This window comes from Streptomyces capitiformicae (genome assembly GCF_002214185.1).
GTDB classification, from domain to species: domain Bacteria; phylum Actinomycetota; class Actinomycetes; order Streptomycetales; family Streptomycetaceae; genus Streptomyces; species Streptomyces capitiformicae.
The window spans coordinates 10,204,286-10,228,522 of record NZ_CP022161.1 but is presented as its reverse complement, the minus strand read 5'-3'; the positions used below and the strand labels follow the sequence as shown (position 1 = coordinate 10,228,522).

16 protein-coding genes and 1 pseudogene are annotated in these 24,237 nt (G+C 70.9%); 6 read left to right on the top strand and 11 right to left on the bottom strand.

Features of this window, described 5'->3' with window-relative positions:
• The first annotated feature begins 101 nt into the window (after positions 1 to 101).
• The 3 genes from CES90_RS45835 (at position 102) to CES90_RS45825 (ending at position 3,675) form a co-directional block, all read left to right on the top strand.
• Positions 102 to 2,315 (top strand): WD40/YVTN/BNR-like repeat-containing protein, encoded by a 2,214-nt coding sequence (locus CES90_RS45835; RefSeq protein ID WP_189788649.1) that lies wholly within the window; start codon positions 102 to 104, stop codon positions 2,313 to 2,315.
• 11 nt (positions 2,316 to 2,326) lie between these two features.
• Positions 2,327 to 2,431 carry a Beta-galactosidase C-terminal domain gene (locus CES90_RS45830; RefSeq protein WP_189788650.1) on the top strand — a complete coding sequence of 35 codons (105 nt, stop codon included), beginning with the start codon at positions 2,327 to 2,329 and terminating at the stop codon, positions 2,429 to 2,431.
• A 137-nt stretch (positions 2,432 to 2,568) separates the two neighbouring features.
• Positions 2,569 to 3,675 (top strand): SGNH/GDSL hydrolase family protein, encoded by a 1,107-nt coding sequence (locus tag CES90_RS45825; RefSeq protein ID WP_189788651.1) that lies wholly within the window; start codon positions 2,569 to 2,571, stop codon positions 3,673 to 3,675.
• Positions 3,676 to 3,795: 120 nt separating this feature from the next.
• Here CES90_RS45825 and CES90_RS45820 read toward each other — a convergent pair whose 3' ends face one another.
• The 8 genes and pseudogenes from CES90_RS45820 to solA form a co-directional block, all read right to left on the bottom strand.
• Positions 3,796 to 4,848 carry an NlpC/P60 family protein gene (locus CES90_RS45820; RefSeq protein ID WP_229914538.1) on the bottom strand — a complete coding sequence of 351 codons (1,053 nt, stop codon included), beginning with the start codon at positions 4,846 to 4,848 and terminating at the stop codon, positions 3,796 to 3,798.
• A gap of 120 nt (positions 4,849 to 4,968) precedes the next feature.
• On the bottom strand, positions 4,969 to 5,451 hold the full coding sequence (locus CES90_RS45815; RefSeq protein ID WP_189788652.1) for a poly-gamma-glutamate biosynthesis protein PgsC/CapC: 483 nt from the start codon (positions 5,449 to 5,451) through the stop codon (positions 4,969 to 4,971).
• The gene (gene pgsB, locus CES90_RS45810; protein ID WP_189788653.1) at positions 5,448 to 6,719 is read right to left on the bottom strand and encodes a poly-gamma-glutamate synthase PgsB; all 1,272 of its coding nucleotides are present in this window, start codon (positions 6,717 to 6,719) and stop codon (positions 5,448 to 5,450) included. Before pgsB ends, CES90_RS45815 begins: the two co-directional genes overlap by 4 nt.
• A gap of 6 nt (positions 6,720 to 6,725) precedes the next feature.
• Positions 6,726 to 9,038: a HAMP domain-containing protein gene (locus tag CES90_RS45805; protein ID WP_229914539.1), complete on the bottom strand. Its 2,313-nt coding sequence runs from the start codon at positions 9,036 to 9,038 to the stop codon at positions 6,726 to 6,728.
• 290 nt (positions 9,039 to 9,328) lie between these two features.
• Positions 9,329 to 11,245 carry an ArnT family glycosyltransferase gene (locus CES90_RS45800; protein WP_189788654.1) on the bottom strand — a complete coding sequence of 639 codons (1,917 nt, stop codon included), beginning with the start codon at positions 11,243 to 11,245 and terminating at the stop codon, positions 9,329 to 9,331.
• Between the two features lie 230 nt (positions 11,246 to 11,475).
• Positions 11,476 to 11,826: pseudogene (locus CES90_RS45795) on the bottom strand (DUF418 domain-containing protein); the annotation flags it as partial.
• Between the two features lie 244 nt (positions 11,827 to 12,070).
• The gene (locus tag CES90_RS45790) at positions 12,071 to 13,132 is read right to left on the bottom strand and encodes a M14 family metallopeptidase (protein WP_232791389.1); all 1,062 of its coding nucleotides are present in this window, start codon (positions 13,130 to 13,132) and stop codon (positions 12,071 to 12,073) included.
• Between the two features lie 2 nt (positions 13,133 to 13,134).
• Positions 13,135 to 14,274 carry an N-methyl-L-tryptophan oxidase gene (gene solA, locus CES90_RS45785; RefSeq protein WP_208921651.1) on the bottom strand — a complete coding sequence of 380 codons (1,140 nt, stop codon included), beginning with the start codon at positions 14,272 to 14,274 and terminating at the stop codon, positions 13,135 to 13,137.
• A gap of 283 nt (positions 14,275 to 14,557) precedes the next feature.
• Between solA and CES90_RS45780 the strand changes: the two genes are divergently transcribed.
• Together CES90_RS45780 and CES90_RS45775 are read left to right on the top strand one after the other, a co-directional pair.
• On the top strand, positions 14,558 to 15,304 hold the full coding sequence (locus CES90_RS45780; RefSeq protein WP_208921951.1) for an IclR family transcriptional regulator: 747 nt from the start codon (positions 14,558 to 14,560) through the stop codon (positions 15,302 to 15,304).
• A 335-nt stretch (positions 15,305 to 15,639) separates the two neighbouring features.
• Positions 15,640 to 16,383 (top strand): IclR family transcriptional regulator, encoded by a 744-nt coding sequence (locus CES90_RS45775; protein ID WP_208921949.1) that lies wholly within the window; start codon positions 15,640 to 15,642, stop codon positions 16,381 to 16,383.
• A gap of 127 nt (positions 16,384 to 16,510) precedes the next feature.
• On the opposite strand, the gene CES90_RS45770 is transcribed toward CES90_RS45775, so the two are convergent.
• Genes CES90_RS45770 through CES90_RS45760 form a run of 3 tightly spaced genes read right to left on the bottom strand, consistent with a single transcriptional unit; the run spans position 16,511 to position 22,106 of the window.
• Complete coding sequence (locus CES90_RS45770; RefSeq protein ID WP_208921648.1) at positions 16,511 to 17,950, bottom strand: NAD-dependent succinate-semialdehyde dehydrogenase; 1,440 nt, start codon at positions 17,948 to 17,950, stop codon at positions 16,511 to 16,513.
• Entirely contained in the window at positions 17,947 to 20,841 is a 2,895-nt protein-coding gene (locus tag CES90_RS45765) for an FAD-binding and (Fe-S)-binding domain-containing protein (protein ID WP_208921646.1), read from the bottom strand. The genes CES90_RS45770 and CES90_RS45765 overlap by 4 nt, the downstream gene beginning before the upstream one ends.
• Positions 20,838 to 22,106: an aspartate aminotransferase family protein gene (locus CES90_RS45760; RefSeq protein WP_208921644.1), complete on the bottom strand. Its 1,269-nt coding sequence runs from the start codon at positions 22,104 to 22,106 to the stop codon at positions 20,838 to 20,840. The genes CES90_RS45765 and CES90_RS45760 overlap by 4 nt, the downstream gene beginning before the upstream one ends.
• Before the next feature lie 306 nt (positions 22,107 to 22,412).
• Between CES90_RS45760 and CES90_RS45755 the strand changes: the two genes are divergently transcribed.
• The gene (locus CES90_RS45755; protein WP_208921642.1) at positions 22,413 to 24,053 is read left to right on the top strand and encodes a PucR family transcriptional regulator; all 1,641 of its coding nucleotides are present in this window, start codon (positions 22,413 to 22,415) and stop codon (positions 24,051 to 24,053) included.
• Positions 24,054 to 24,237 lie beyond the last annotated feature (184 nt).

Here is a 24,237-nt window from a genome sequence, read left to right as displayed (position 1 = left end):
TGGCTGGTCGTGCCCACGCGGGGGAGCCGCACAGCGATAACGCCCCGCGCCCCTGAGGGCGTCACTTTCTCCCTCTCCTTTGCACAAGAAAGAGGTATGTCATGCGCACGCTCCGTCTCAGCAGAAGAGGTGTTCTCGCCGGAACCGCTGCCACGGCCGCGGTCGCCACCCTGCCGGTCCTGCAGGGACGTGCACAGGCCGCCGACAACGGCAGCGAGACCGCCGCCCCCGCCTACCGCTGGCGCAACGCCGTCCAGGGCGGTACAGGATTCATCAGCGGCGTCCTCTTCCACCCCTCCTGCCGCGGCCTCGCCTACCTCCGTACCGACATCGGCGGCGCCTACCGCTGGGACGACCGGACCGACCGCTGGATCCCGCTGATCGATCACCTCGGCTGGGACGACTGGAACCTGCTCGGCGTCGAGGCCATGGCCGTCGACCCGGCCCATCCGAACCGGTTGTACCTGACCCTCGGTGCCTACACCCAGTCCTGGGCCGGCAACGGAGCCGTACTGCGGTCCGATGACCGCGGGGCCACCTGGAAGCGCACCGACCTGGCCGTGAAGCTGGGCGGCAACGAGGACGGGAGGGGTGCGGGGGAGCGGTTGCTCGTCGACCCGCGCGACAGCGACACCCTGTGGCTCGGCACCCGGCACGACGGGCTGCTCAAGTCCACCGACCGTGGCGCCACTTGGCAGCCCGCGGACTTCCCGGCCGTCCCGAGCGCCACCGGCCAGGGCGTCACCCTCCTCGTCGCCGTGGGCCGTACGGTCTACGCCGGCTGGGGCGACTCCGACGGCACGGCGGACAAGCCGAACCTGTACCGCACCGCTGACGGGAAGACCTGGGAGCCCGTCCCCGGCGGGCCCACCGGCACCGCTGCCAAGGTGCCGATCCGCGCCGCGTACGACCGCCACACGCGCGAGCTGTACGTGACGTACGCCAACGCCCCCGGCCCCAACGGCCAGTCCGACGGCAGTGTGCACAAGCTGCGCACCACCAACGGGAAGTGGACCGAGGTCACGCCCGTGAAGCCGGGCGGAACCGCGACGGACGGGTCGGCCGACACCTTCGGCTACGGCGGTGTCGCCGTCGACGCCCGCCGCCCCGGCACGCTCGTCGTCTCCACGAACAACCGGTGGGCCGAGATCGACACCGTCTTCCGCTCCACGAACGGCGGCCGCACCTGGACGTCCCTGAAGGACAGGGCCGTCCTCGACGTCTCGGAGACCCCTTACCTCAAGTGGGGCGGCGACAAGCCCAAGTTCGGCTGGTGGATCCAGGCCCTGGCCCTCGACCCGTTCGACTCGGAGCACGTCGTCTACGGCACCGGAGCGACCCTCTACGGCACCCGCGACCTCAGGCACTGGGCCCCGGAGATCCGCGGCGTGGAGGAGGCGGCCATCCGCCAGCTGGTCTCGCCGCCGACCGGTGAGGCGCACCTGCTCAGCGGGAACGGGGACATCGGGGTGATGTACCACGAGCGGCTCACGGCGTCGCCGTCGCGCGGCATGGCGTCGAACCCTGTGTTCGGCACCTGCACCGGCCTGTCGCTGGCCCCGGCCAAGCCGTCGTACGTGGTCCGGGCGGGCTGGGGCAACGACGGCAACGGCGCCTACTCGAACGACGGCGGCAAGACCTGGGCCCCCTTCGAGACGCAGCCCGCCGTCGCCAAGGACGCGCCGGGGCCGATCGCCACCAGCGCCGACGGCGGCGTGCTGCTGTGGTCCTTCGGCACGGCGAACCCCGGATACCGCTCGGCCGACAACGGCGCCACCTGGTCCGAGGTCGCCTCCTTCCCGAAGGGCGCAGCCCCGGTCCCGGACCCCGTCGACCCGACCCGCTTCTACGCCTTCGACACCACGACCGGCACGGTGTTCGCCAGCACCGACGGCGGCCTGACCTTCACCGCGGGGGCCACCGGCCTGGCCACGGGCGACGCCGAGTTCCAGTTGAAGGCCGCCCCGGGCCGCACCGGCGACCTGTGGCTCAGCCTCAAGTGGAACGGGCTGTACCGCTCCACCGACGGAGGGGCGACCTTCACCAAGGTCAGCAGCTGCCATACCTCACACACCCTGGGCTTCGGCAAGGCCGCCGAGGGCGCTTCCTACCCGGCGATCTACATGGTCGGCGCCATCGAGACCTTCAACGCCGTCTACCGCTCCGACGACGAGGCGAAGACCTGGACGCGGATCAACGACGACCAGCACCAGTGGGGCTGGACCGGCGCCGCCATCACTGGCGACCCGCGCGTGTACGGCCGGGTCTACCTCGGCACCAACGGACGCGGCGTGCAGTACGGGGACCCCGCCTGATGCCCGACTGAGTGAAGCGACCCGCGGCCGCCACCCACCACGACCTGCTGACAGCGGAGACCGTCACCGACGGGGTGACCCTCGGCCGCTACGGCGTGGCGGTGCTCCGGCCGTGATCACGAGCCCCCACGGCGCCCTCGTGTTCGGAGAGCCGGAAGCCGAGGGGGCGCCGTCACGCATCACACCCTGGTACGGCCGGGCGGCGATCAGCCCCGCTGATTCAGCAATCACTCGCGACAGAGAAGGAAACTCCATGAGAAAGTCTTGGATTCGCCCCCTGATCACGCTTGCCGCCGCCGCGCTCGGGGTGACAGCGGCAGGTGTGGCCCCTGCCTCCGCCGCCTCCGACACGCCTTTGCGGGTCATGCCGTTGGGTGACTCGATCACGTGGGGTGTGGGAAGCAGCACGGGCAACGGCTACCGGGGGCCGTTGTGGAACAGGCTCGCGGCGGACGGCCATCCGCTGGACTTCGTGGGCACGGTGCGGGGCGGTTCGATGTCCGACCCCGACAACGAAGGCCACTCCGGATATCGCATCGACCAGATCGCCGCACTCGCCGACGCCTCGCTGACCCGCTACCGGCCCAACGTCGTGACGCTGCATATCGGTACCAACGACCTCCAAGGGGCCTCGGAGGTCGACACTGCCATCGCCCGGCTGAGGTCGCTGGTCAACCAGATCACCGCCGACGTCCCCGACGCAACCGTCCTCGTCGCCTCCCTGGTCGTGTCCACCAGCAGCTCGGAGGAGCGGTGGCGGGGCACGTACAACCAGGCCACCCGGCAAATCGTCAGCGACGCACAGGCCGCGGGCAAGCGCGTCGCGTTCGTCGACATGAGCAGCCTGACCACGGCCGACCTGGACGACCCCCTGCATCCCAACGACTCGGGCTATCAGAAGATGGCCGACGCCTTCCACCGCGGCGTCCAGGCCGCGGACAGCGCAGGGTGGCTGAGGAACCCCGCCCCCGCCCCCGCCCCCGTGCAGTCGGGCATCGCCGGCAAGTGCATGGATGTCAACGGCGCCGGCACCGCCGACGGGACCGCCGTCCAGATCTGGAGCTGCAGCGGCAACGCCAACCAGCTCTGGTCGCTCTACACCAACGGCACCCTGCGCTCCATGGGCAAGTGCCTCGACGCCGCCGGCTACGGTACCGCCAACGGCACCAAGGTGCAGCTCTGGACCTGCCACGGCGGTGCCAACCAGGTCTGGCAGCCCTACAACGGCGGCTACCGCAACCCCGCCTCCGGCCGCTGCCTCGACATTCCGGGCTCCTCCACGACCGACGGCACGCAGCTCCATCTGTGGGACTGCCACGGCGGCTCCAACCAGAAGTGGACCACTCTGACCGCCGGATGACGCCCGCTCCCGGGATCTGAGCCCTCTTCGGGCTCAGATCCCGGGAGAACGGCTTGACCAGGTAGGCGTCGAGTCTCTCTCGTGGACCAGGGCGCGGGCCTCGACCCGGTCGGAGCGCAGTCAGAGGCGGCGGGCCGCGCGCAGCCCTTGGGCGTAGTAGCCGTCACCGTCGAGCCGTGAGGTGCCGCCCTTGTCACCCATGGTGGGGCCGCCCGCGTTCTTCCGGCTGGAGATGAAGCGAGGGTGGTCGGCGGTGTCCAGGCCGAGGTAGATACCGATGTGGCCGATCCGTCCGCCGGGCAGCTCCTTTGTTCTGAAGAAGACCAGGTCGCCGGGCTGGAGCTGCTGGATGACAGCGGGGCGGCGGTTGCTGAGGGGGATCACGGGTAGGCCGAGCCGCCCGTGGGCGATCGCGTCGGGGGTCCGCTGCAGCCCGTTGCCCGCCGCGCTGTCCCTGCTGTTCAGCGGGAACCCCGAGCGATATCCGTACACCAGCCGGACATAGCCGGAGCTGTCGACGGAGCGTGCGCGGTCCTTCTCCGGGGTGCGGGTGACCTTGTCGGGGAAGGTCCAGGGGATGCCCAGGTAGTCGTAGAAGTCCGAGCCCGTGCGCGGCTTCGGCTTCCTTTGCCCGGCACGCCCGGAGTCGCCGGCGGTGCCGGGTGTGTAGCGGGCGGCACCGCTGTATTTGACTCCCGCTGCCGTCGTCCGGACCGGGGCACCGGCGATGTAGTCGAAGGCCGTGGCGAGGATGTCGGGGTCGCGGCTGCCGAGCCGGGACCTGAGCCAGGTCTTGAACCAGCCGCTCTTCTCCGCGCCACGGGCCCATGCCTTGGGCAGCAGCCGCACCCAGCTCTTGGTGACGACCTTGGCATCCGTCGTACGCGGCTCCGCGAACGTCCTGCTGGGCCCGGTCAGTACGGCCGTACGGGCGCCGTCGGTGAACGTGGCGATGACGGCGCCGCGCTGGTCGCGGGCGACCGTGCGGGCGGGGTTGCCGATCCGCTCGAAGTGCAGCGAGCCGCTCCTGACCCGGATTCCGGCACCCGGTGACGCCAGTGATGCCCGTGACACCTGTGATGCCGACGGTACCGGCGATGCCGTCGGCTTGTCGATACGGTGCCTGAGCTGCAGGGACAGCCCGCAGCTCGCCGCGAGCAGGACGGCTGTCACCAGGAACAGGGTCGCGTTCCTGGTCCGGGAGAACCTACGGATTCTGGGCTGGAGGCGTTTCACTGGTCAACTCCGATGGGGGGAAGGGGAGATGGCGCCGCAGGCCGGTGAGGGGGCGGCTCATTTCGTGGGCAGGGCGCCCAGCAGCAGCCCGGACACCAGAATCACGTAGGTGGCGAACGTGACCGCGCCGGTGGAGAGGACCGTCGCTGTCTTGGGCTGCCTCTCGAGCTGGTAGGCGATGAGACCGGGGACGATGAACCCGAGGGCCTGATGGGCGAACAGCATGGGGAACTCCTGCTGGAGCAACAAGGAGAGCCCGGCCTGGAGCAGGACACCGGTGAGCACGACGGCGGCGAACAGCCGCTTGCCGTAGAGGATGACGAAGCGCTGCAGCAGCTTGGTCAGCAGGTAGGTCAGGGCTGCCACGCCCGCGACCATGGCGGCGCGCCGCAGATCATCGACGAGGGTGAGGGCCAGCCAGCCGGGGGTGATCATGCCGCCCGGTGAGAGGTTCGTGGTCAGGTAGCACAGGAGGGAGAACACCAGACCGAGGGCGATGCCGATGGCTGCGATCTGGGGGGTGACTACTGCGGGGATCAACGGGATGCTCCATGCGAGGAGTTGTGGTGGGCGACGAGTGATGCGGGGGCGTCGCTCGGGTCGGCGGGGTCGGCGGCGGCGTCGACGTGGTCGGGCGCGAGTGCCGCGAGCCGCTCCAGGAAGAGTTCGCCCTGGCCGTGGATGTTGCCGATGGCGACGAGCGAGGAGTCCGGCCCCAGGTGAGCCAGCAGGTCCGTGGTGAGCAGGTCGGGGTCGCGGCGGTCGCCGCCGAGATCGACGATGTTCCCGGTCCAGTGGGTGGGTATGGCGTCGGCGGCCGACTTGGTGGGGTGGCCGATGAGGAACACCGTCTCCGGGTCGAGCTGGGGGATGAGCGCGCCCATCTGCCCGTTGCGCTCCACACGGTCGGGACGGCAGTTGATGACGACGTGCAACGGACGGTGGATCGCGCCCAGTTCGAGCAGCTGGTTGATGTTCATCAGCGTCGACTCGGGGTCGTTGGCTGCGAAGACGTTCGCGAATCGCAGCCGCTTTTCGTCAGGGGTGCGGTACCGCTCGACGGACAGCACGCCCGGGTCCGGTGGCGCCTCGTACATTCCCTTCAGCGCGGTCGCGCGGTCGACGCCGAGCAGTTCGGCGACCGCGAGTGCGATGGCGACGTTCTCCTTGAAGGTGAACCAGCTGAAGCCGCGCAGTTCCTCGTCGGTGACGGTTTCCGGGTCGGCGTAGATCAGCTCGCAGTTCCGGGCGTCGGCCTCCTCCTGGAGGATGTGGAAGCGCTCTTTCTCCGCGGTGACACAGACGCCGCCCTCCGGCAGGGACCGGCACAGGGAGCGGGCCACGTCGTCCAACGTCGGGCCCATCTCGGCGAGATGGTCCTCGCGGACGTTGCAGAGCACGCCGATGGTGGAGCGGATCAGCTTGGACTGGTTGATCTCCTGGAGTGCGGGCATGACGGCCATGCACTCCATGACCAGGACATCGGGCCGGTAGCCGGCGGCCCGCCGGACGATGCCGATCTGCTCCACGACGTTGGCGATGCCGAACTTGCGGTAGACCGGCTCCTCGGTGGCATCGGGGTGGATGAACCGGGCCGCGGTGCCCGTGGTCTTGGCGACGGTCACCAGGCCGCTGCCGCGCAGCGCGCCCGCGCACAGCCGGGTGATGGAGGACTTGCCGCGAATGCCGTTGACCAGCACTCGGGTGGGTATGACAGCGAGATTCGCGTCATGGCGGCGCTGTTCGACGATGCCTGCGACGAGCAGGCCGGCGCAGCACGTCGCGAGGACGCAGTACAGGAAGAGCACGGCGAGTCAGCTCCTGGGACCGGGGCCGGACGGGGAAGTGGAGGGGGTGTGCGCCCCGTCCGGGGAACCGGGCGCGGGCGGTGCGTCGGTGCGGGGGAGTCGCTGTCTGATCAGTTCGAGGCTGCGGGCGACGGATCCCACCTCGTCGTGGTAGCGCGGGTAGAGCACCGTTCTGCGGTCCCCGGCCGCCAACGCCTCAGCGCCCTGGGCGACTTCACGCAGCGGACGTACGACGACGAGGTACAGCCAGCCGAGGCAGAGGGCGCCCGTCGTCAGTCCCAGCAGACCGACGAGCATGATCCGCCGCTGCGCCTCGTACTCGGGCAGCCCGATCCAGAACACCGGCTTGATGGAGGCGACCTTCCAGCCGAGTGCGCCCGCGACGCCCCGCTTCTCGTTGAACGGCGCCACCGCGGCGACCGCCGGATCCCGCCGGCCGAGCAGCAGCTCAGCGGAGCCCTTGGTCGTGCGGACGGCCTTCATCCGGGCCCGCAGCCGGCCGTCGGAGACCCGCCCGAAGGCCACGAACCCCTTGTTGGACGCGATGACCCGATGCGCGGAGTCCACCAGCCACACCGAGCCGAGACCGGGCCGGTTGAGGATGCCGGTCAGGTACTGGACCTTGAACTCACCCACGACATAGCGGTGTCCTGACCTCGCCGACGCACCCTTGACCGGCTGAGCGGCCACGGCGGCGAGCACCGGTTCCGTGCCGGAGGTGTTCGTCTGCCTGACCCCGGGCCTGATGCGGACCTTCTTCGGGGTACGGGGTTCACCACCGGCGCGGACGAGGATCTTGCCGGCGCCGTCGACGATGTACAGGGACCGATATCGGCTGTGCTGCTCCAGGGATCGGTCGAGGACCTTGCGCGCCTCCTTCGACCGGGACGCGTCGATCACGGTGGCGAGATGGGCGAGATCCGCGTATCCGTCGTTGATCCCCCTGCGCAGGCGATCCGCCGTCGTCTCGGTGCGTTGCCGCTGGTCGTCGGAGATCAGCCGCGGTACGACCGCGGCCGGGTGCGGCAAGGTGCTGCCGAGCGTCAGCAGCATCGACGCGGGCCAGGCCAGCAGAGCGAACGCGCACACCACAAGTACGGCGCGCAGTCCGAGCCGACGCGGGCCCTTGCCCGTCCCGCGCGGAACAGGCCCCTTGGCCGGTGGCTGCGCGACCGTCTCCTGCGACGGCCCGCCTCTGCCACGGAGTTGCAGGCGCAGTGCCTCCAGCGCGGCGCCGACCCGGGCAGGTTCCCCGAAGCGGGCTACGCGGACGGGAGCCGTGAGATCACCCGAGCCGAGCCTTAGCGCTTCGCGACGCAACCGCAGCACAGGCCGCTGCACCACCAGGTGGAGGGCGGCGGTGACCCCGGCAGCGAGGGCCAGTAGCACGGCCGCGGCGAGGAGGGCGAGACGAAGGTCACCGGTCCCTGCCTCATGACGCTCGGTTCGCACCGTCGTGACGACCGTCAGTCCGAGTGCGCTGCTCGGACTCTCTTTCGCGGCAGGCCCTCGGGCCACTGCGGCGTATCCGACGGCGGTACGGGTGTTGCCGTCCGCCGCCCTGACGAGACTGCCGCTCGGACCGTCGAAGCCGCCGGCGGCGGTTTCCGACGGTCCCCTGCTCTGCGCCGCGCGGGCGGCGGTGCCGGCCAGCGACTTGGCACGGTCGGTGCCGGATCCCGGCCCGGCCGAGGTGAGAGTGGCCCCGTCACGGTCCACGACGTTGAGCGTGTGATTCCTGCCGACGGAGATGCCCGGCAGCTTCAGGCTCTGGGAGGCGACGAGCAACTCCTGCCTGCCGCCTTGCGACAGCGTCGCGAAGACCAGCAGCCGGGTGACGCCCGAGTCGTCCCGCACCAGTCTCGGAGGCGGGTTCGCCGGCAGTCCACGAAGGTTCACCTTCCCGAGCGGTACGGCCTCGCCCTGCGAGGCGAGCAGCCGACCGGTGGACACATCGACGACGGCGGTACCCCGCCACTTGGGGTAGGCCCGGTCGAGGCGGGTCAGCATTCCCTCCGCCGGTACAGACTTGGAGCCGCCGAAGTCCGCGGCCGCTGCCCGCAGATCGGTGACGCTCTGGTCGACGGCGCCCTGCAGCGCCACCGCCCCGTCCTCGGCGATGTGCTGCTGGGAGCTGAGGACGGCCTCGGGGACGCCCCGTTCGGCATCGCTCCCGACCGCGAACACCGTCAGGCCCGCGACGAGGGCTAACAGAACCGGCAGGGCCGCCAGTGGCGGCCGCACACCTCCCAGCACAGCCATGTCCGCCCGACGCCGAGCCGGGCGCTGCGTGGATATCGGAGATCGAGTGGTGGTCAAGAAGAATCCTTTCCAGGCTCTGTCGATGTCGCGTGAAGCAACGAAAAGAAGTTCTCGACCTACCTGACGACGGGAATGCTTCGCCGGTTTATCGGGGAGGTGTGACGGTGCTCACCGAAAGACTGTCACAACCCGCATGACCTGATCGTTTGCCACATCTGTGAGCATGGTGAATTTAGGCTTCGCGAAATGTGAACAATTGTGATGGGTCGACCCGTGGGCGAGACGATAATTACCCGCGAGGATTATTTTGCATTTCTCCTTCCTTGCCCATCCGGCAGTCGACTGTTTCACCCCCGCCGATCGGCGGGGGTGAAACAGTCGTAGAGGCCGAAGTTGCCCCGGGTGCGCCAGCCGTAGGCCCCGGAGCGGATGCGCTTGCAGTGGGACTTCACCCACGTCGTGGCGGGGGTGGTGGGTCGCAGGTGAGTGAGCAGCACGTAGCGGAGTTGGTGAGTGGCGATCAGGTTGCCGAGCTGCGGGGCGCTGGGGAAGGGGGCCTTCCCGGTGAATCCGCCCATGACGAGCATGGGTTGGGCCTGAGCGCGCAGCAGGCGTTCCGCGGGGTAGGCGGCCTGGGTCGCGAGCAGGTACTTCTCACCCTTGCGGTGCGCGATGAGGTAGTCCAGCAGGGCGGTGTCGCGGGCGCTGGGCCGGTCGAGCTCGGCCCGGCGGAGAGCGGACGGGTCGTGGAGAGCCCTGTGGTAGAACTCGCCGACCGGACCGGCCGTCGGGGACGTGGAGGCGCCCGCGTAGCGCGGGTGGAGGGACGAGACGGCCCAGCCGGCGGGTACGAGCAGAGTGGCCGCGATTCCGGCGGCCAGAGAGCCCTGGACCAGCCCCCGGGAGGCGCGTGACCCGCTGGACCACAGGCCGAACGTCCCGCACACCGCGAAGATCACGGCGAACACCAGCAACCGGGAGGCGAACCAGGTCGGCCGGTCGAGTACGAGCGCCCAGGCCACCGTCAGCACGATCGCCGACGGCAGCCACAGCCGTCGTCGGCCGCCCGCCTCGTACGCGGACCGGAAGAGCGCGAGCCCGCCTCCGGCAAGCGCGGCGATCGCCGGTGCGAGCACGGCCGTGTAGTAGACGTGATTGCCATTGGAGACGCTGAACACCACAGCATGGATGGCGAGCCAACCGCCCCAGAGGAGGAAACCCGCACGCAGCAGGTCGGTTCGCGGCTCGCGGGCGCGCCAGACCAGGGCCGTGACGACGGCGAGCACGGCGAGCGGCAGGAACCAGGCGATCTGCGGGCCGACGGTGTGGTTGACGAGCATCCCCCAGCCGGTGTTTCCGGAGACACGGCTGGCGGCGGTGGCCGGGACGGCGCCGAACGCGGTGCCGTCGTCGCTGAAGCGACTCAGGCCGTTGTAGCCGAAGACCAGGCTGAAGGGGTTGTTGTTCGACGTAGCGTCGACATACGGGCGGTTGTCTGCGGGAGTCATCCACGCGATCAGCGCCCAGGAGCAGGAGACGGCCAGCGTGACCGCACCGCTGAGCAGCAGGCGCAGAGCCCTCCGCAACGGCGAGTCGACCGCTGTGAGTTGATAGACCACGGCGAAGACCGGCAGTACGAGCCAGGCTTGCAGCATCTTCGTCTGGAAAGCGAGCCCGACCCAGACACCACACGTGATCAGCGGGAGCAGCCGCCCGGTTCGCACCGCCTTCTGCAGGGCTCCGGCGGCTGCCACCAGCAGCAGGGTGAGTGCCGTGTCCGGGATGGTGGCCCTGTTCAGTACCACGGTGACCGGAGTGAAGGTGAGCGTCAGCGCGGCGATCAGGGCGGCGAACGGCCCGGCCCATGCCCGTACGATCCGGTGCAGCAGCCATACGGTGAGCACCCCCTCGATCACATGGGGCAGCGCGGCCGCCCACGTGTGCGGCCCGAAGATCCATACGGAGACGGCATCGGGCCAGAAGGCGCCGGGCACCTTGTCGAGGGTGATCGAACCGCTGGTGTCGAGACCGCCGAAGAAGAAGGCCCGCCAACTGGTGGCCATCGACCGTACCGCCGAGCTGTAGTAGGGGTGGATCGCGGCGTGCCCCATGCCCCAGGAGTACAGCAGTGCGGCGACGCCCAGCACCGCGGCCAGCGCCGGGCGCTCCCAGCGCGCCGGAGCTTCCGGCCGGTCGGCGCGGCGGGGCGCTTCCCGGCCAAGGCCATGGGAGCCGGTGGTCCGGGCGGTGGGGATGGTGGCCATGGCGAAGGTCCTTCGATCAGTGTGGAGGCGGAACGGCAGGTGAGAGGCGGAAGGCCACGCGGGCACCGCACATTCGTGCCGTGGGGCGGTGCGCCGCCCGACAGACCGGCGATGCGCGTCGAGAGGGGGCTGCGGCCGGCCCGCAAGCCGGAGGCCGACTCGCCCGCCCCAGGGCGCTCCCGGACAGCAGCCACTTCTTTGTCCGGACTTCCCGGGGTGCCCGCCTGGGCTCAGCGGACGCGGTTCGCCAGTTTGGTGGCGCCGTTGAGCAGGTACTCCAGCGGTCCGCGGCGGAAGAAGCGGGACCAGATCGCCGCGAACAGGGTGGCCCCGACAACGAAGCAGAGCAGCAGCTCGAAGGAGGCGGACTGCGGTGGGGTGACAGATTCGCCGGGCAGGGCGAGGATCACCAGGATGTGGCTCACGTAGAGGGTCAGGGACATGGTGCCGACGGCGATGAACGGAGTCGCCGGCCGGCGCAGCCACGGCAGTCGGTCCAACGCCACCGTCAGGCACAGGAGCACGGTGATGGCGATCCCGATGCTGCCGATGAGGTCGAACGTGGAACCGGTGTGCGGCTCGGGCTGTCACGGACGACCACCGTCTTGCCGCCCTTGCCACCGCTGCCGACGGACCGGCTGGTCCCGGTACCGCAGGCGGAGAGGGCGGTCGCGGCGGCGACACCCGCCGTGACCCCGCCTATTCCTCGCAGGAACAGTCTGCGGTCTATTCGGGCATCTTTCATTGTGTGCCTCCTGGTGGTGCTGGCCGTGTGAGAAGGGGAGCGGCCGGGGACTTGGGAAGGGGGGCGGCTGGAATGGGGGTCTAGGGGCGGGGGTCCGCCTCGTCGGATCCGGCACCCAAACCGGGGGCCCGGAGGGTGTCGGCCCGCGCGGCCGTGTCGGGGTTCCACGGGATGGCCAGGGCGGCCAGTTCCTTGCCGGGGGCGACGGTGAGGCCGTGCATGCCGTAGAAGATCCGTCCGGCGGCCGGGGCGTGGACCGTGTGCTCGCGGCCGTCGATCGGGTCGACGATGCGGCCGAGGAGGTCGCCCTCGGCGACTTCGCCGATGACGTCGGCGTCGAAGGAGAACTCCGGGTACCACAGGCCGGTGGCCTCGGCGGTGACGCCTGCGGACCAGACCCACTCGCGGATCGGTGCCGGGGCGGAACCGTCCTGGTCGAGGACGCCCAGATGGCGAAGTGCCTTCAGCAGGCCGTCGACACGGCGGAGGGCGGTGGCCTCGTCCCGCTGGCCGAGCTGGCCCACCTCGACGAGAACCGCCGAGATGCCCCGGCGGGCGGCGGCCGCGTGGCTGTTGCCGCCCTCGGGCGTCAGCCCGAGGATGACGTCCTCGATGCCGAAGGAGCCTGCCAGCTCGGCCGTCGCCTTGTCCAGGTCCGGTTCACCGGTGAGGCGGTAGCCGACGAAGTCCCGCAGGACCTGGTCGATGCCGCCGCAGTGCAGGTCGATGTAGACGTCGGCGCCATCGACCAGGTGGGTGAAGAGCCAGGCGGCCAGCCGCTCGGTGGGGCCGCCCGCCGGGTCGCCGGGGAAGACGCGGTTGAGGTTCACGCCGTCGACCGGGGAGATGTTGAGCCGGCCCTGGTACACGGCGGGAGGGTTGGCGACCGGACAGATGATCACTTGTCCGTGCACCTCTGCGGGTTCCAGCTCGTCCGCGAGTCGCACGATGGCGTCGATGGGCGGGAACTCGCCGCCGTGCACACCCGCGGTGATGACGACCCGGGGGCCGGGGCGGGAGCCGTTGACCAGGGTCAGCGGGATGTCGACGGTGAGGGTGCCGAGGTCCGCCTGGACGGTGCCGCGCGCCTTGGTGCCCGGCTGGGCCTGAAGGGAGCCGACGGAGAGGGTGGCGTCGCTCATGGTCAGGCCTCCGTACGGCCGATGGTGGAGAGGAAGTCGATGGGCTGGGGCGAGGTGCCGTCCAGCGCGAGGTCGGCGGCGATGTCGCCGAAGGCGGGCGAGAGCTTGAAGCCGTGGCCGGAGAAGCCGGCGAGGAGGATCACGTTCTCGGCACCGGGCAGCGGGCCGACCAGCGGACGGCTGCTCTCGGTGTAGCCCTCCATGTAGACGGAGAGGCGGGTCGGGTCGGGGTGCACGTCCGGCAGGTAGCGGCCGATCAGCTCGCTGAAGATCTCCAGCTCTTCCGGCTGCACCGTCCGGTCCAGCTGGTTCGGGTCGCCCGCGGGGCGGTGCAGGGCCTGGGAGAGGCCGAGCTTGACGGAGATGCCGTCCGGGGAGGGCAGACCGTAGCAGTGGGTGGGTGCCGTACGGATGAACGCCGGGCGCTCCTCGCCGAACCAGGCCTCGGGGGTGGTGGGCACGTACCAGGCGCTGACCAGGCGGCGGACGTCCACTTCCCACGGCAGGTCGGGCAGCAGGTCGTTGACCCAGGGGCCGGGGGTGACGACGGCGGTGTCGAAGCGCTCGCTGCCGGCGTCGGTGCGGATCTCGACGCCGCCCGCGACGGGGACGATCTCGCGGACCGCGCTGTAGCGGTGGATCACCGCGCCCAGCTGCTCGGCGCGGCGGGCGGCGGTCTGGATGGTCAGCTCCGGGCGGATGAAACCGGCGCGGCGGTCGAGCACGGCCGCGTCGCCGTCCTCGATGCGGTATTGGGGGAATCGCTTCGCGAGAAGCTCGGCGTCGAGCACCTCGTGGTCGAGGCCGTGCTCCGCGATGGACTGAAGGACGGTGGCCATCTGTTGCTGCTCGGTCGGCCCCATCAGCAGACACCCGGTCAGCCGGCGCAGCTCACGGCCGGTCTCCTCCTGGAGCTGCTCCCACAGGACGTCGGCGTGCTTGAGCAGCGGAACGTAGCGGGAGTCCTCGAAGTGCGCGCTGCGGAAGATGCGGGTCTCACCGCCGGCGGCACTGCGGTCGTGGCCGGGGGCGAACCGGTCGTAGCCGACGACCTCGGCGCCGCGGGCCGCCAGCCGCCAGGCGGCCTGGCTGCCCATCGTTCCGACGCCGACGACGGCGACGCGCTTCCTGGCAGCTGACACAGGACTTTCCTTTCGTATCGCCGAGGCGCATGCTGGGCGCCCGGCGTGAGGCTGGTCGATTCGAGGTGGTTTGACGGGGGCCGGGCCCTCTTCCTGGGCTCTCGGCTCACAGCCGCCGTGTCTCGCGGTGCCGGCCCACTCCTTCGGAATCTCTTCCGCTGGACCGTGCCACATTGTGGAACGTCGTGCTAGAATCTGGCACGAGAATGACAGCGGCTCGTTGGGGAGTCAAGAGGGTGTCCATCAGAAATTCCGAGCATTAACAGGGGGAAACCGGATGGAAATGAAGAGCGTGACCAGGTCATTGCGCATCCTGGAGGCGGTCGCCCAGCATCAGCCGGTCACCGTAGGGGAGTTGACGAAACTCTTCGGCCTCCCGAAGTCGACCGTGCAGCGCACCCTCGTCACCTTGGCCGAGGCGGGCTGGCTGCGCGCGAACCGCAAGGACACCACCCGCTGGGAGATCGGCGCCCGGGTGCTGGCCGTACGACCCGCCGCCCTCCAGGGCTCCAGCCTGTTCGCCGCCGCCCGCGAACCCATGATCCGCCTCCGGGACGCGGTGAACGAGACCATCCACCTGTCGGTGCCCGACGCACTGCAGTGCATGGTCGTGGTGGACCGCGTCGACTGCGACCACCCCGTACGGACCTTCCACACCATCGGTGACACCTCTCCACTGCACGCCACCGCCGTCGGACGCGCGATCCTCGCCCACCTTCCGAAGCGGGACGTCGAGGAACTCATCACTCAGGGCCTGGAGCGCTTCAGCGACACGACCCCCGCCGACCCCGACGAACTACGCCGCGAGCTGGACCGGATCCGCGCCGACGGGTACGCGATCAACCGGAACCAGTTCCGACCCGGCGTCTGCGCCCTCGCCGCGCCCGTGCTCGACGAGAGCGGGACACCACTGGCCGCCGTGGCCGTCTCGATGCCCGACTCCCGGTACGACGCGGACCGGGAGTCCGAGTGGGGCGGCCTCGTCGCCGGCACGGCAACGGAGATCAGCGGGCGCCTACTGGGCGCCTAACGGAAGGCGGTGGCCCAGGAGGGCCCCGGACCGGCGAGGGCCGGCTTGCACGCGTCGGAGCGTGCGGGCCGGCCCTTGTCGCATGTCAGGGCGGCCCTCGCCCTGGGTCCGGCCGGGGGAGGTCCCGGACCCAGGGCGGCCACCCCGCGCGGCACGGCAGGGAGGGGGCAGGGCACTCCCGCCGTTCATCGCCGCGAAGGTCCTCGGATCCACTCTACCTCCATGCCATATTGTGGAACGCCATGCTAGAATCTGGCACGGATCATGCCGATGACTCCGGAAGGAGTCAAGAGGTGAGCACGACGAAGCCACGAGTAATGGGGGCCCGGATGGAAATGAAGAGCGTCACCAGGTCACTGCGCATCCTGGAGGCGGTCGCCCGACATCAGCCCGTGACCCTGGGTGAGCTGACGAAGCTCTTCGGCCTGCCGAAGTCAACCGTGCAGCGCACCCTGGTCACGCTCAACGAGGCGGGCTGGCTCCGGGCCAACCGGAAGGACACCACCCGCTGGGAGATCGGCGCCCGCATCCTCGCCGTACGACCCGCCGCCCTCCAGGGCTCCAGCCTGTTCGCCGCCGCCCGCGAACCCATGATCCGCCTCCGGGACACGGTGAACGAGACCATCCATCTCTCGGTGCCCGACGCGCTGCACAGCATGGTCGTCGTCGACCGCGTCGACTGCGACCACGCCGTACGGACCTTCCACCCCATCGGCGACACCTCGCCGCTGCACGCCACGGCCGCCGGGCACGCGATACTCGCCCATCTCCCCAATCCCGATGTCGACGAGTTCACGAGGGGCACGTTCGAGGGGTACGGCGAGGAGACCATCACCGACCCGAGGGAGCTGCGCACTGAGCTCCTTCGGGTCAAAGAGCGTGGATACGCCGTGAACCACAACCAGTACCTTCAGGGTGTCTGCGCCATCGCGGCCCCCGTCCTGGACGGTGACGGCGTCCCGCTGGCCTCGGTGGCCCTCTCCCTGCCGGACTCCCGCTTCGAGCCCGGCCGACTCGCCGAGCTGGGGCGGCTCGTGAACGAGACGGCGGCGGAGATCACCGCCCGCCACCTGCGCTGAGGGCGGGGGCTTCGGATCGGCCCTACGGCGAGGCCGACCTGACCCCGTGCCCGGCCAGGAGGACGGAGCGGCCGGGCACGGGGGGCCCGCGGTGCGCGTTGCGGCGTATGTCAGGGCAGGACCGCCGTCATCGCACGGGCACCGCGAGGTACTGGTACTCCAGGAACTCGTCGATCCCGACCCGGCCGCCCTCGCGGCCCAGCCCGGACTGCTTGACGCCGCCGAAGGGGGCGGCCGGGTTGGAGACGAGGCCGGTGTTGAGGCCGACCATGCCGACCTCCAGGCGCTCGCTGACCCGCAGGGCGCGGTCCAGGCCCTCGGTGAAGACGTAGCCGACGAGGCCCCAGGGAGTGTCGTTGGCCCGGCGGATCACCTCGTCCTCGTCGTCGAAGGTGAGGATCGCCGCGACCGGGCCGAAGATCTCCGTGTCCATCAGGCGGCTGTCGGAGGCGACGTCCGTGAGCACGGTCGGCGGGTAGAAGCAGCCCGGCCCCTCGGGCGTACGGCCGCCGACGAGCACCCGGGCGCCGCGCTCCACCGCGTCGGCCACCAGTTCCTCGACCTTGGCCCGGCCGGTCCGGTCGATCAGCGGGCCGACGTCGACACCGTCCCGGGTGCCGGGGCCCACGACCAGCGCGCCCATGCGCTCGGCCAGGCGCCGCCCGAACTCCTCCACCACGGAGGTGTGGACGAAGAACCGGTTGGCGGCGGTGCAGGCCTCGCCCATGTTGCGCATCTTGGCGACCATCGCGCCGTCGACCGCCTTGTCCAGGTCGGCGTCCTCGAAGACGATGAACGGCGCGTTCCCGCCCAGCTCCATCGAGGTTCGCACGACCGCCTCCGCGCTCTGGGCGAGCAACAGGCGTCCGACGTTGGTGGAGCCGGTGAAGGAGAGCTTGCGAATCCGCCCTCCGCGCAGGAGCGGTTCGCACACCTCCCCCGCACGGGAGGTGGTGACGACGTTGAGCACGCCGTCCGGCAGCCCGGCCTCCTTGAGGATCGCGGCGAGAGCCAGGCTGGAGAGGGGGGTCTGCGGGGCCGGCTTGAGGATCATCGTGCAGCCGGCGGCGATCGCCGGGCCGATCTTGCGGGTGCCCATGGCCAGCGGGAAGTTCCACGGCGTGATCAGCAGACAGGGGCCGACCGGGCGGCGGGAGAGCAGCATGCGGTTGCGGCCGTCGGGCAGGACCCCGTGGCCGCCCTCGATACGGACGGCCTCCTCGGAGAACCAGCGGAAGAACTCGGCCGCGTACGCCACCTCGCCCCTGGCCTCGGCCAGCGGCTTGCCCATCTCCGCCGTCATCAGGTGGGCCAGCTCGTCGGTGCGCTCGACGATGATCTCGTAGGCCCGGCGCAGGATCTCGCTGCGGACCCGAGGCGCCGTACGGGCCCACTCCTCCTGCGCCTGGACTGCCGCGTCCTCCGCGCGCTGGGCGTCCTTGGCGCCGGCGTCGGCGACACGGCAGAGGATCTCACCGGTCGCGGGGTCGTCGACGGGCATGGTGGCGCCGTCCGCGGCGTCCACCCAGGCCCCGCCGATGAACAACTGCGTGGGTGTGTCGGTCATGGGGTTCCTCCTGGTTGATCGGCGGTGGGGTCGAGCAGTTCCGCGAGGTGCAGGGCGCGGATGCCCCGGTCACCGGCGAGGTGGTCGATCTGGGTGGCACAGCTGAAACCGTCGGCCACGACGACCGTCGGCGTGTCCCGGTCGATGTCGTCGAGACGTGGCTTCAGGGCCAGGTCGGCGACGGCCATCGAGGTGTCGTAGTGCTGTTCCTCGAAGCCGAAGTTCCCGGCGAGGCCGCAGCAGCCCTCGGCCTCGTCGACCTTCCGTACGCCGAGGCGGCCGAGCAGGTCGCGGGGGTGGCGGCCCTTGAAGGTGGCGTACTCGTGGCAGTGGGTCTGCAGGACGACCTGGTCCGGCAGCTCCGGCGGTGTCCAGTCCGGCGCGGCGAGGTCGGTCAGGGCACCGGTGAGGGTGTGGACGCGGGCCGCGACGCGCTGGGCGGCATCGGTGCCGAGCAGTTCGGGCACGTCACGCTTGAGGGCGGCGGCGCAGCTGGGTTCGGCCACGACGATGGGCCGGTCGTCGCCGTTGTCCAGGTGGGCGACCGTACGGGCCATGATGCGGCGGGCGGTGGACAACTGCCCGGTGCTGACCCAGGTCAGGCCGCAGCACAGACCGTCCTCCGCCGTGCAGGGGATGCCGGCGTCGGCGAGCACGCGGCTCGCGGCGCCCGCCACCTCGGGGCGGAAGGCACGGGTGAAGCTGTCGACGAAGAGCAGGGCCTTCGCCGGTTCGCCGGTCCTCGCCTTGCGCAGGGCCTGGCGCAGCGCGTGCCGGGAGGCGAAGGCCGGGATCCGGCGCTTCGTGGTCACGCCGCCGAGCCGGGCGAGCAGCTTGCCGACCGGTCCCCGCAGCAGCGCGTTGATCGGGCGGGCGGCGAATCCGGCGAGGGCCGAGGTCAGCGGCAGCCAGCCCAGCGAGTAGTGGGAGCGGGGCCGGATCCTGCCCTTGTAGTGCTGGTGCAGGAACTCCGCCTTGTACGTGGCCATGTCGACGCCCACCGGACAGTCACTGGAGCAGGCCTTGCAGGACAGGCACAGGTCGAGGGCGTCACGCACTTCCGTGGAGCGCCAGCCGGCCTGGACGGTTCCGCCCCGCACCATCTCCTGGAGCAGCCGGGCCCGGCCCCGCGTCGAGTCGTTCTCCTCCCCCGTGGCCCGGTAGCTGGGACACATCACGCCGCCGGCGTCGCTGCGGCAGCGGCCGACACCGACACAGCGGCGTACCGCGCCCGCGAAGCCGTCCTCGTCGTGCGGGAAGGAGAAGAGGCTGGCGACGGGCAGCACATCGGAGGGCGTGTGCAGCGCGAGGTCGGCGTCCAGTCGGGCCGGGGCCACGATGACACCGGGGTTGAGCAGTCCCTCGGGGTCGAAGATCTCCTTGAAGTCGGCGAACGCCCGGATCAGCTGATGGCTGTACATGACCTCCAGCAGCTCGCCGCGCGCCCGCCCGTCGCCGTGCTCGCCCGACAGGGTTCCGCCGTGCTCGACGACCAGGGCGGCGGCCTCCGTCAGGAACCGGCGGGTGGCGGCCCGCCCGGTGTCCGTGGCGAGCTCGAAGTCGATGCGGACATGGACGCATCCGGCACCGAAGTGTCCGTACAGCACTCCGGTCAGACCGTGGGAGGCCAGCAGCTTGCGGAAGTCCCGCAGGTAGGCGGCCAGGTCCTCGGGCGCGACGGCCGCGTCCTCCCAGCCGGGCCAGGACTCCGAGCCGTCGACGAGCCGGGCGGCGAGCCCTGCCCCGTCCTCGCGGACCCGCCACAGCGAGCGCCGCTCGGCCGGGCTCTCCACGACCCGCCCGCCGGTCATCCGGCCCCGGGCCTTGAGCACGTCCAGCAGTTCGGCGGCGCGGGCGTCGACGGCCGCCTGGTCGTCGCCGTCGAGCTCGACGTACAGCCAGGCACGCCCCTCGGGGAGGCCGGTGACGGAGTCCGGACCGCGCCGGGCACGCATGGTGGCGACGATCGCCTCGTCCATGCCCTCCACGGCGGTGGGGTTCCAGCGCAGGATCTCGGGAACGTCCTCGGCGGCGTCGACGACGTCGTCGTAGCCGAGGGTGAGGAGCGTGGAAGCCTGTGCGGTCGCCACCAGGCGGACCGTCGCTGCGGTGACGACCGCACAGGAGCCCTCGGTGCCCACCAGTGCACGGGCCATGTCGAAGCCGTGCTCGGGCAGCAGATGGTGCAGTTGGTAGCCGGAGACCTGACGCGGAATGCGGCCCAGCTCGGTGCGGATCGGCGCCAGGTTGGCCTCGATCAGGCGGCGTACGTCCGCTTCGAGGCGGGCGACTCGCTCGACGGCGTCCGAGTCGTTCGAGTCGGCCGCACGCAGTCCGGTGCGGTCGGCGACGGCCCGCACTCCGTCGGCCGTCACGATCTCCAGCGCCTCGATGTGCCCGCTGGTGCGCCCGTACCGCACTGACCGGTTGCCGCACGCGTCGTTGCCGATCATCCCGCCGAGGGTGCAGCGGCTGTGCGAGGACGGGTCGGGGCCGAAGGTGAGCCCGTGCAGGGCCGTCGCGCCGCGCAGCGCGTCGAGGATCACTCCGGCCTCGACGCGCGCGGTGCGGGTCACCGGGTCGATGTCCAGGATCCGGTTCAGGTACCGGGAGAAGTCCAGGACGACGCCGGGCCCGACGGCGTTGCCCGCCATGCTGGTGCCGCCGCCGCGTGCGGTGACCGGGATGCCTGTCTCCCGGCAGGCCCGCAGCACCGCGACGACGTCGTCGGCGCTGCGGGGAAAGACCACGGCCCTCGGCGGGACCCGGTAGTTGGAGGCGTCGTAGGCGTAGAGGCCGGTGGAGCCGGGGCCGGTCTCCACCCGCAGGCCGGGAGCGGTCTCGGTGAGCCGCGCGACCAGCGGCTCCAGGGCCGTGGTGGTGTCCGTCATCGCCCTGCCGCTCCCGATGTGCCGGCCTCCACCGCGGTCGCCCATGCCTGGAGGCCCTCGTCCACCGCCGTTTCGTCGATGACGAGTGCCGGGATCATGCGTACGACCTGGTTCCAGGCGCCGCACAGCAGCAGGAGCAGGCCCTCGTCGATGGCGGCGCGCTGCACGCGGGCGGCGGTCTCGGGGTCGGGGCTGCCGTCCTCGGTGACGAACTCGGTGGCCAGCATGAGGCCGAGGCCGCGGACGTCGCCGATGCCCGGCGTCCGATCGGCCACCGCCTCCAGTCCCTGGCGCAGCCGCTTGCCCATCGCCTCGGCGTTCTCGACGAGCCTTTCGTCGCGTACGACGTCGAGGGTGGCGCAGGCCGCGGCGCAGGCGACGGCGTTGGCGCCGTACGTGCCGCCCTGCGAGCCGGGCCACGCCTTGCTCATCAGCTCCTCGGAGGCGGCGATGCCGGACAGCGGGAACCCGCTGGCGAGGCCCTTGGCGGTGACGAGGATGTCGGGCGTGACACCGAAGTGGTCGTGACCCCAGAAGCGGCCGGTGCGGCCGACGCCGGTCTGCACCTCGTCGAGGATCAGCAGGAAGCCGTGGCGGTCCGCGCGCTCCCGCAGGCCCTCCATGAAGGCGCGGTTCGCGGGGACGTATCCGCCCTCGCCGAGCACCGGCTCGACGATGATCGCGGCCGTGTCGGCGGGCGAGGAGATCGTCTGGAGCGTGTAGTCCAGTTCCTTCAGGGCGAAGCGGGTCGCGGCCTCCTCGTCCCAGCCGTAGCGGTAGGCCGCCGGGAAGGGGGTGACGACGACACCGCTCATCAGCGGGGAGAAGCCGGACCGGAAGCGAGTGCCGGAGGTCGTCATGGAGGCGGCGGCGACCGTACGGCCGTGGAAGCCGCCGTGGCAGACGATGACGTTGGGGCGGCCGGTGGCCTGGCGGGCGAGCCGCAGCGCGGCCTCCACCGCCTCGCTGCCGGAGTTGGTGAAGAACAGGCTGTCCAGGCCGGCCGGCAGCACCTCGCCGAGCTTCTCGACCAGACGCCGCAGCGGCTGGTGCATGACCGTCGTGTACTGGCCGTGGATCAGCGTGCCCACCTGCTCCTGCGCCGCCGCCACGACCTTGGGGTGGCAGTGCCCGGTGCTGGTCACGCCGATGCCGGCCGTGAAGTCCAGATAGCGGCGGCCGTCCTGGTCATAGAGGTGGACACCCTCGCCCCGGGCCGCCACCACGGGCGTGGCCTGGCGAAGGTGTGGCGACAGTGCGGTCATGTTCGTCTCCCGGCCTCGGTGTTGGGTCTGCTGCGGTTCTGTTGGGGTTCTGTTGGGGTTCTGCTGGGGTTCTACTGCGGTTCCGCTGCGGTCTGCCGAGCATCTCGGCGGACCGGGGCCGCGCCAAGGCGCGATCTGTCCGGCCGGGACGCGATATCCGGACGTTGTGTCAGCCCTCACCGGGGCCATGCCGGGTGCCGATCCCCCACGGATCGCTCTTGCGCAGGTCAGCGACGCTTGCCAGAGTGGCCGGGCACTCCCCCGAGCTCTCGGCTCACCAGAGCAGGGGACCCCCATGGAGATACCGTGAACGACAACGACCCGGCCGGCCAAGGGCCCACCCGTCCGCTCACCGTGGCCGACGTCCTGGCCCTTCCCGTCCTGGCCGCCGGACAGCCCCAGGTCGTCACCGGCGTGCCCCACCTGGACCGGCCGGTCAGGTGGGTCCACATCACCGAGCTGACCGACCCCGCGTCGTTCCTCAAGGGCGGCGAACTGGTCCTCACCACCGGTATGCCACTGCCCGAGGACGCGGCCGGCGTGCGCCGGTACGTCGACGAACTCGCCGACATCGGTGCCGCGGCGCTGGTCATCGAACTCGTACGCCGCTATCACCGTCCGCCGGACGCGCTCGTCGACGCCTGCCGTCTGCGCGGCCTGCCCCTCGTCACCCTGGCCAAGGACGTCAACTTCCTTGAGGTCACCCAGGTCGTGCACGCGCTCCTGCTCGGCAACCAGACGGACGCCATGCGCCGCACGCAGCGCATCCACGAGGCGTTCACCGCCCTCACCCTGCGCGGAGCCGGTCCGGAGGACGTGGTGCGCGCGGCGGCGGAGATGAGCGGCCACACGGTCGTCCTGGAGAACCTGGTACACCAGGCACTGATCTGCGAGCCGTCCGGAAACACGGTGGAGGAAGCGCTCACCGACTGGGAACAGCGCTCGAGAGCCACCGGGGCCGGCGACCATACGGCGATCTGCGGCCCGGAGGGCTGGCTCGCGGCACCGGTGGAGTACCAGGGCGAACGCTGGGGCCGTGTGGCCATGCTCCCCGCTCTGCTCCCCGCTCGCGCCAACGACGGGCCGGCCTTCGGCCCGGAGGACATCACCGTGCTGGAGAGGACCGCGATGGCACTGACCGTCGCCCGCCTCATCCACCCCACCCCCTGGGAAAGCACCGCACACCGAAACGCCCTGCGCGACCTGGTCGAACAGCGCCACCGCTCCGCCGAGCACGCGCGCGCCCACTGCGCCGCGCTGGGTCTGCCGACCGATCGAAGCCGCTTCGTCGCGGCCTTGGTGGACCTCCGCACAGGGAACGGGGAAACCGAAGCCGAAACCCGCCTGTTCCAGGAGCTCCGGACGGCAGGCATCCCGGCCCTCGTCGGCGAACTGGCCCCCGACCGGCTGGGCGTCCTGCTGGCTCTGCGTCCGCCCCAGCCCTGGCGTCCCCTCGTCGAACGACTGTGCCGCACGGCACTGAGCCTGGTCCCGCAGGCAGTCGTGAGTGTCGGTTCCGAGGTCACGGACCTCTCCGACACCGCCCGCTCCTTCCGCGAGGCGGCCCGAGTCGCCGAGGCCACCCCACCCGGCCAGCCCCTCCCCCCGGACCGGTCCTTCCACGAGCTGTCCGACATCGGCCTGCGCCGCCTCCTGTACGCCCTCCGCGAGGACCCCCGAATCCAGGAGTACACCGAGCGGCAACTCGGGCGACTCATCGACCACGACGCCCAGCACGGCACCGACCTGCTGACGACCCTGCGCCACTACCTCGACGCGGCCGGCAACAAGACCACCGCCGCACGCCGGGGCGGCCTCTCCCGCGAAACCATGTACCAACGCCTGCGCACCATCGAGCGTCTCCTCGACCGCGACCTGGAATCGGGCGGCCAGCGCACCGAACTTCACACGGCTCTCACAGCACTCGATGTCTTGCGAGCCCACTGACGAAGAACGACCTGCTGTCGGCGTCCCGGACCACCCATCACAGCGGGCGTACGCGTCTGGAACCTCCTGGACCGTTGCGGATGAGTTCAACCACCGGCTGCGCACAGCTCTCGGCTGGAACTCCGGACGAGAGCTGTGCATGGGGCCCTTCGCCACACGATGGAACCGTCCGTCCATGGCGACG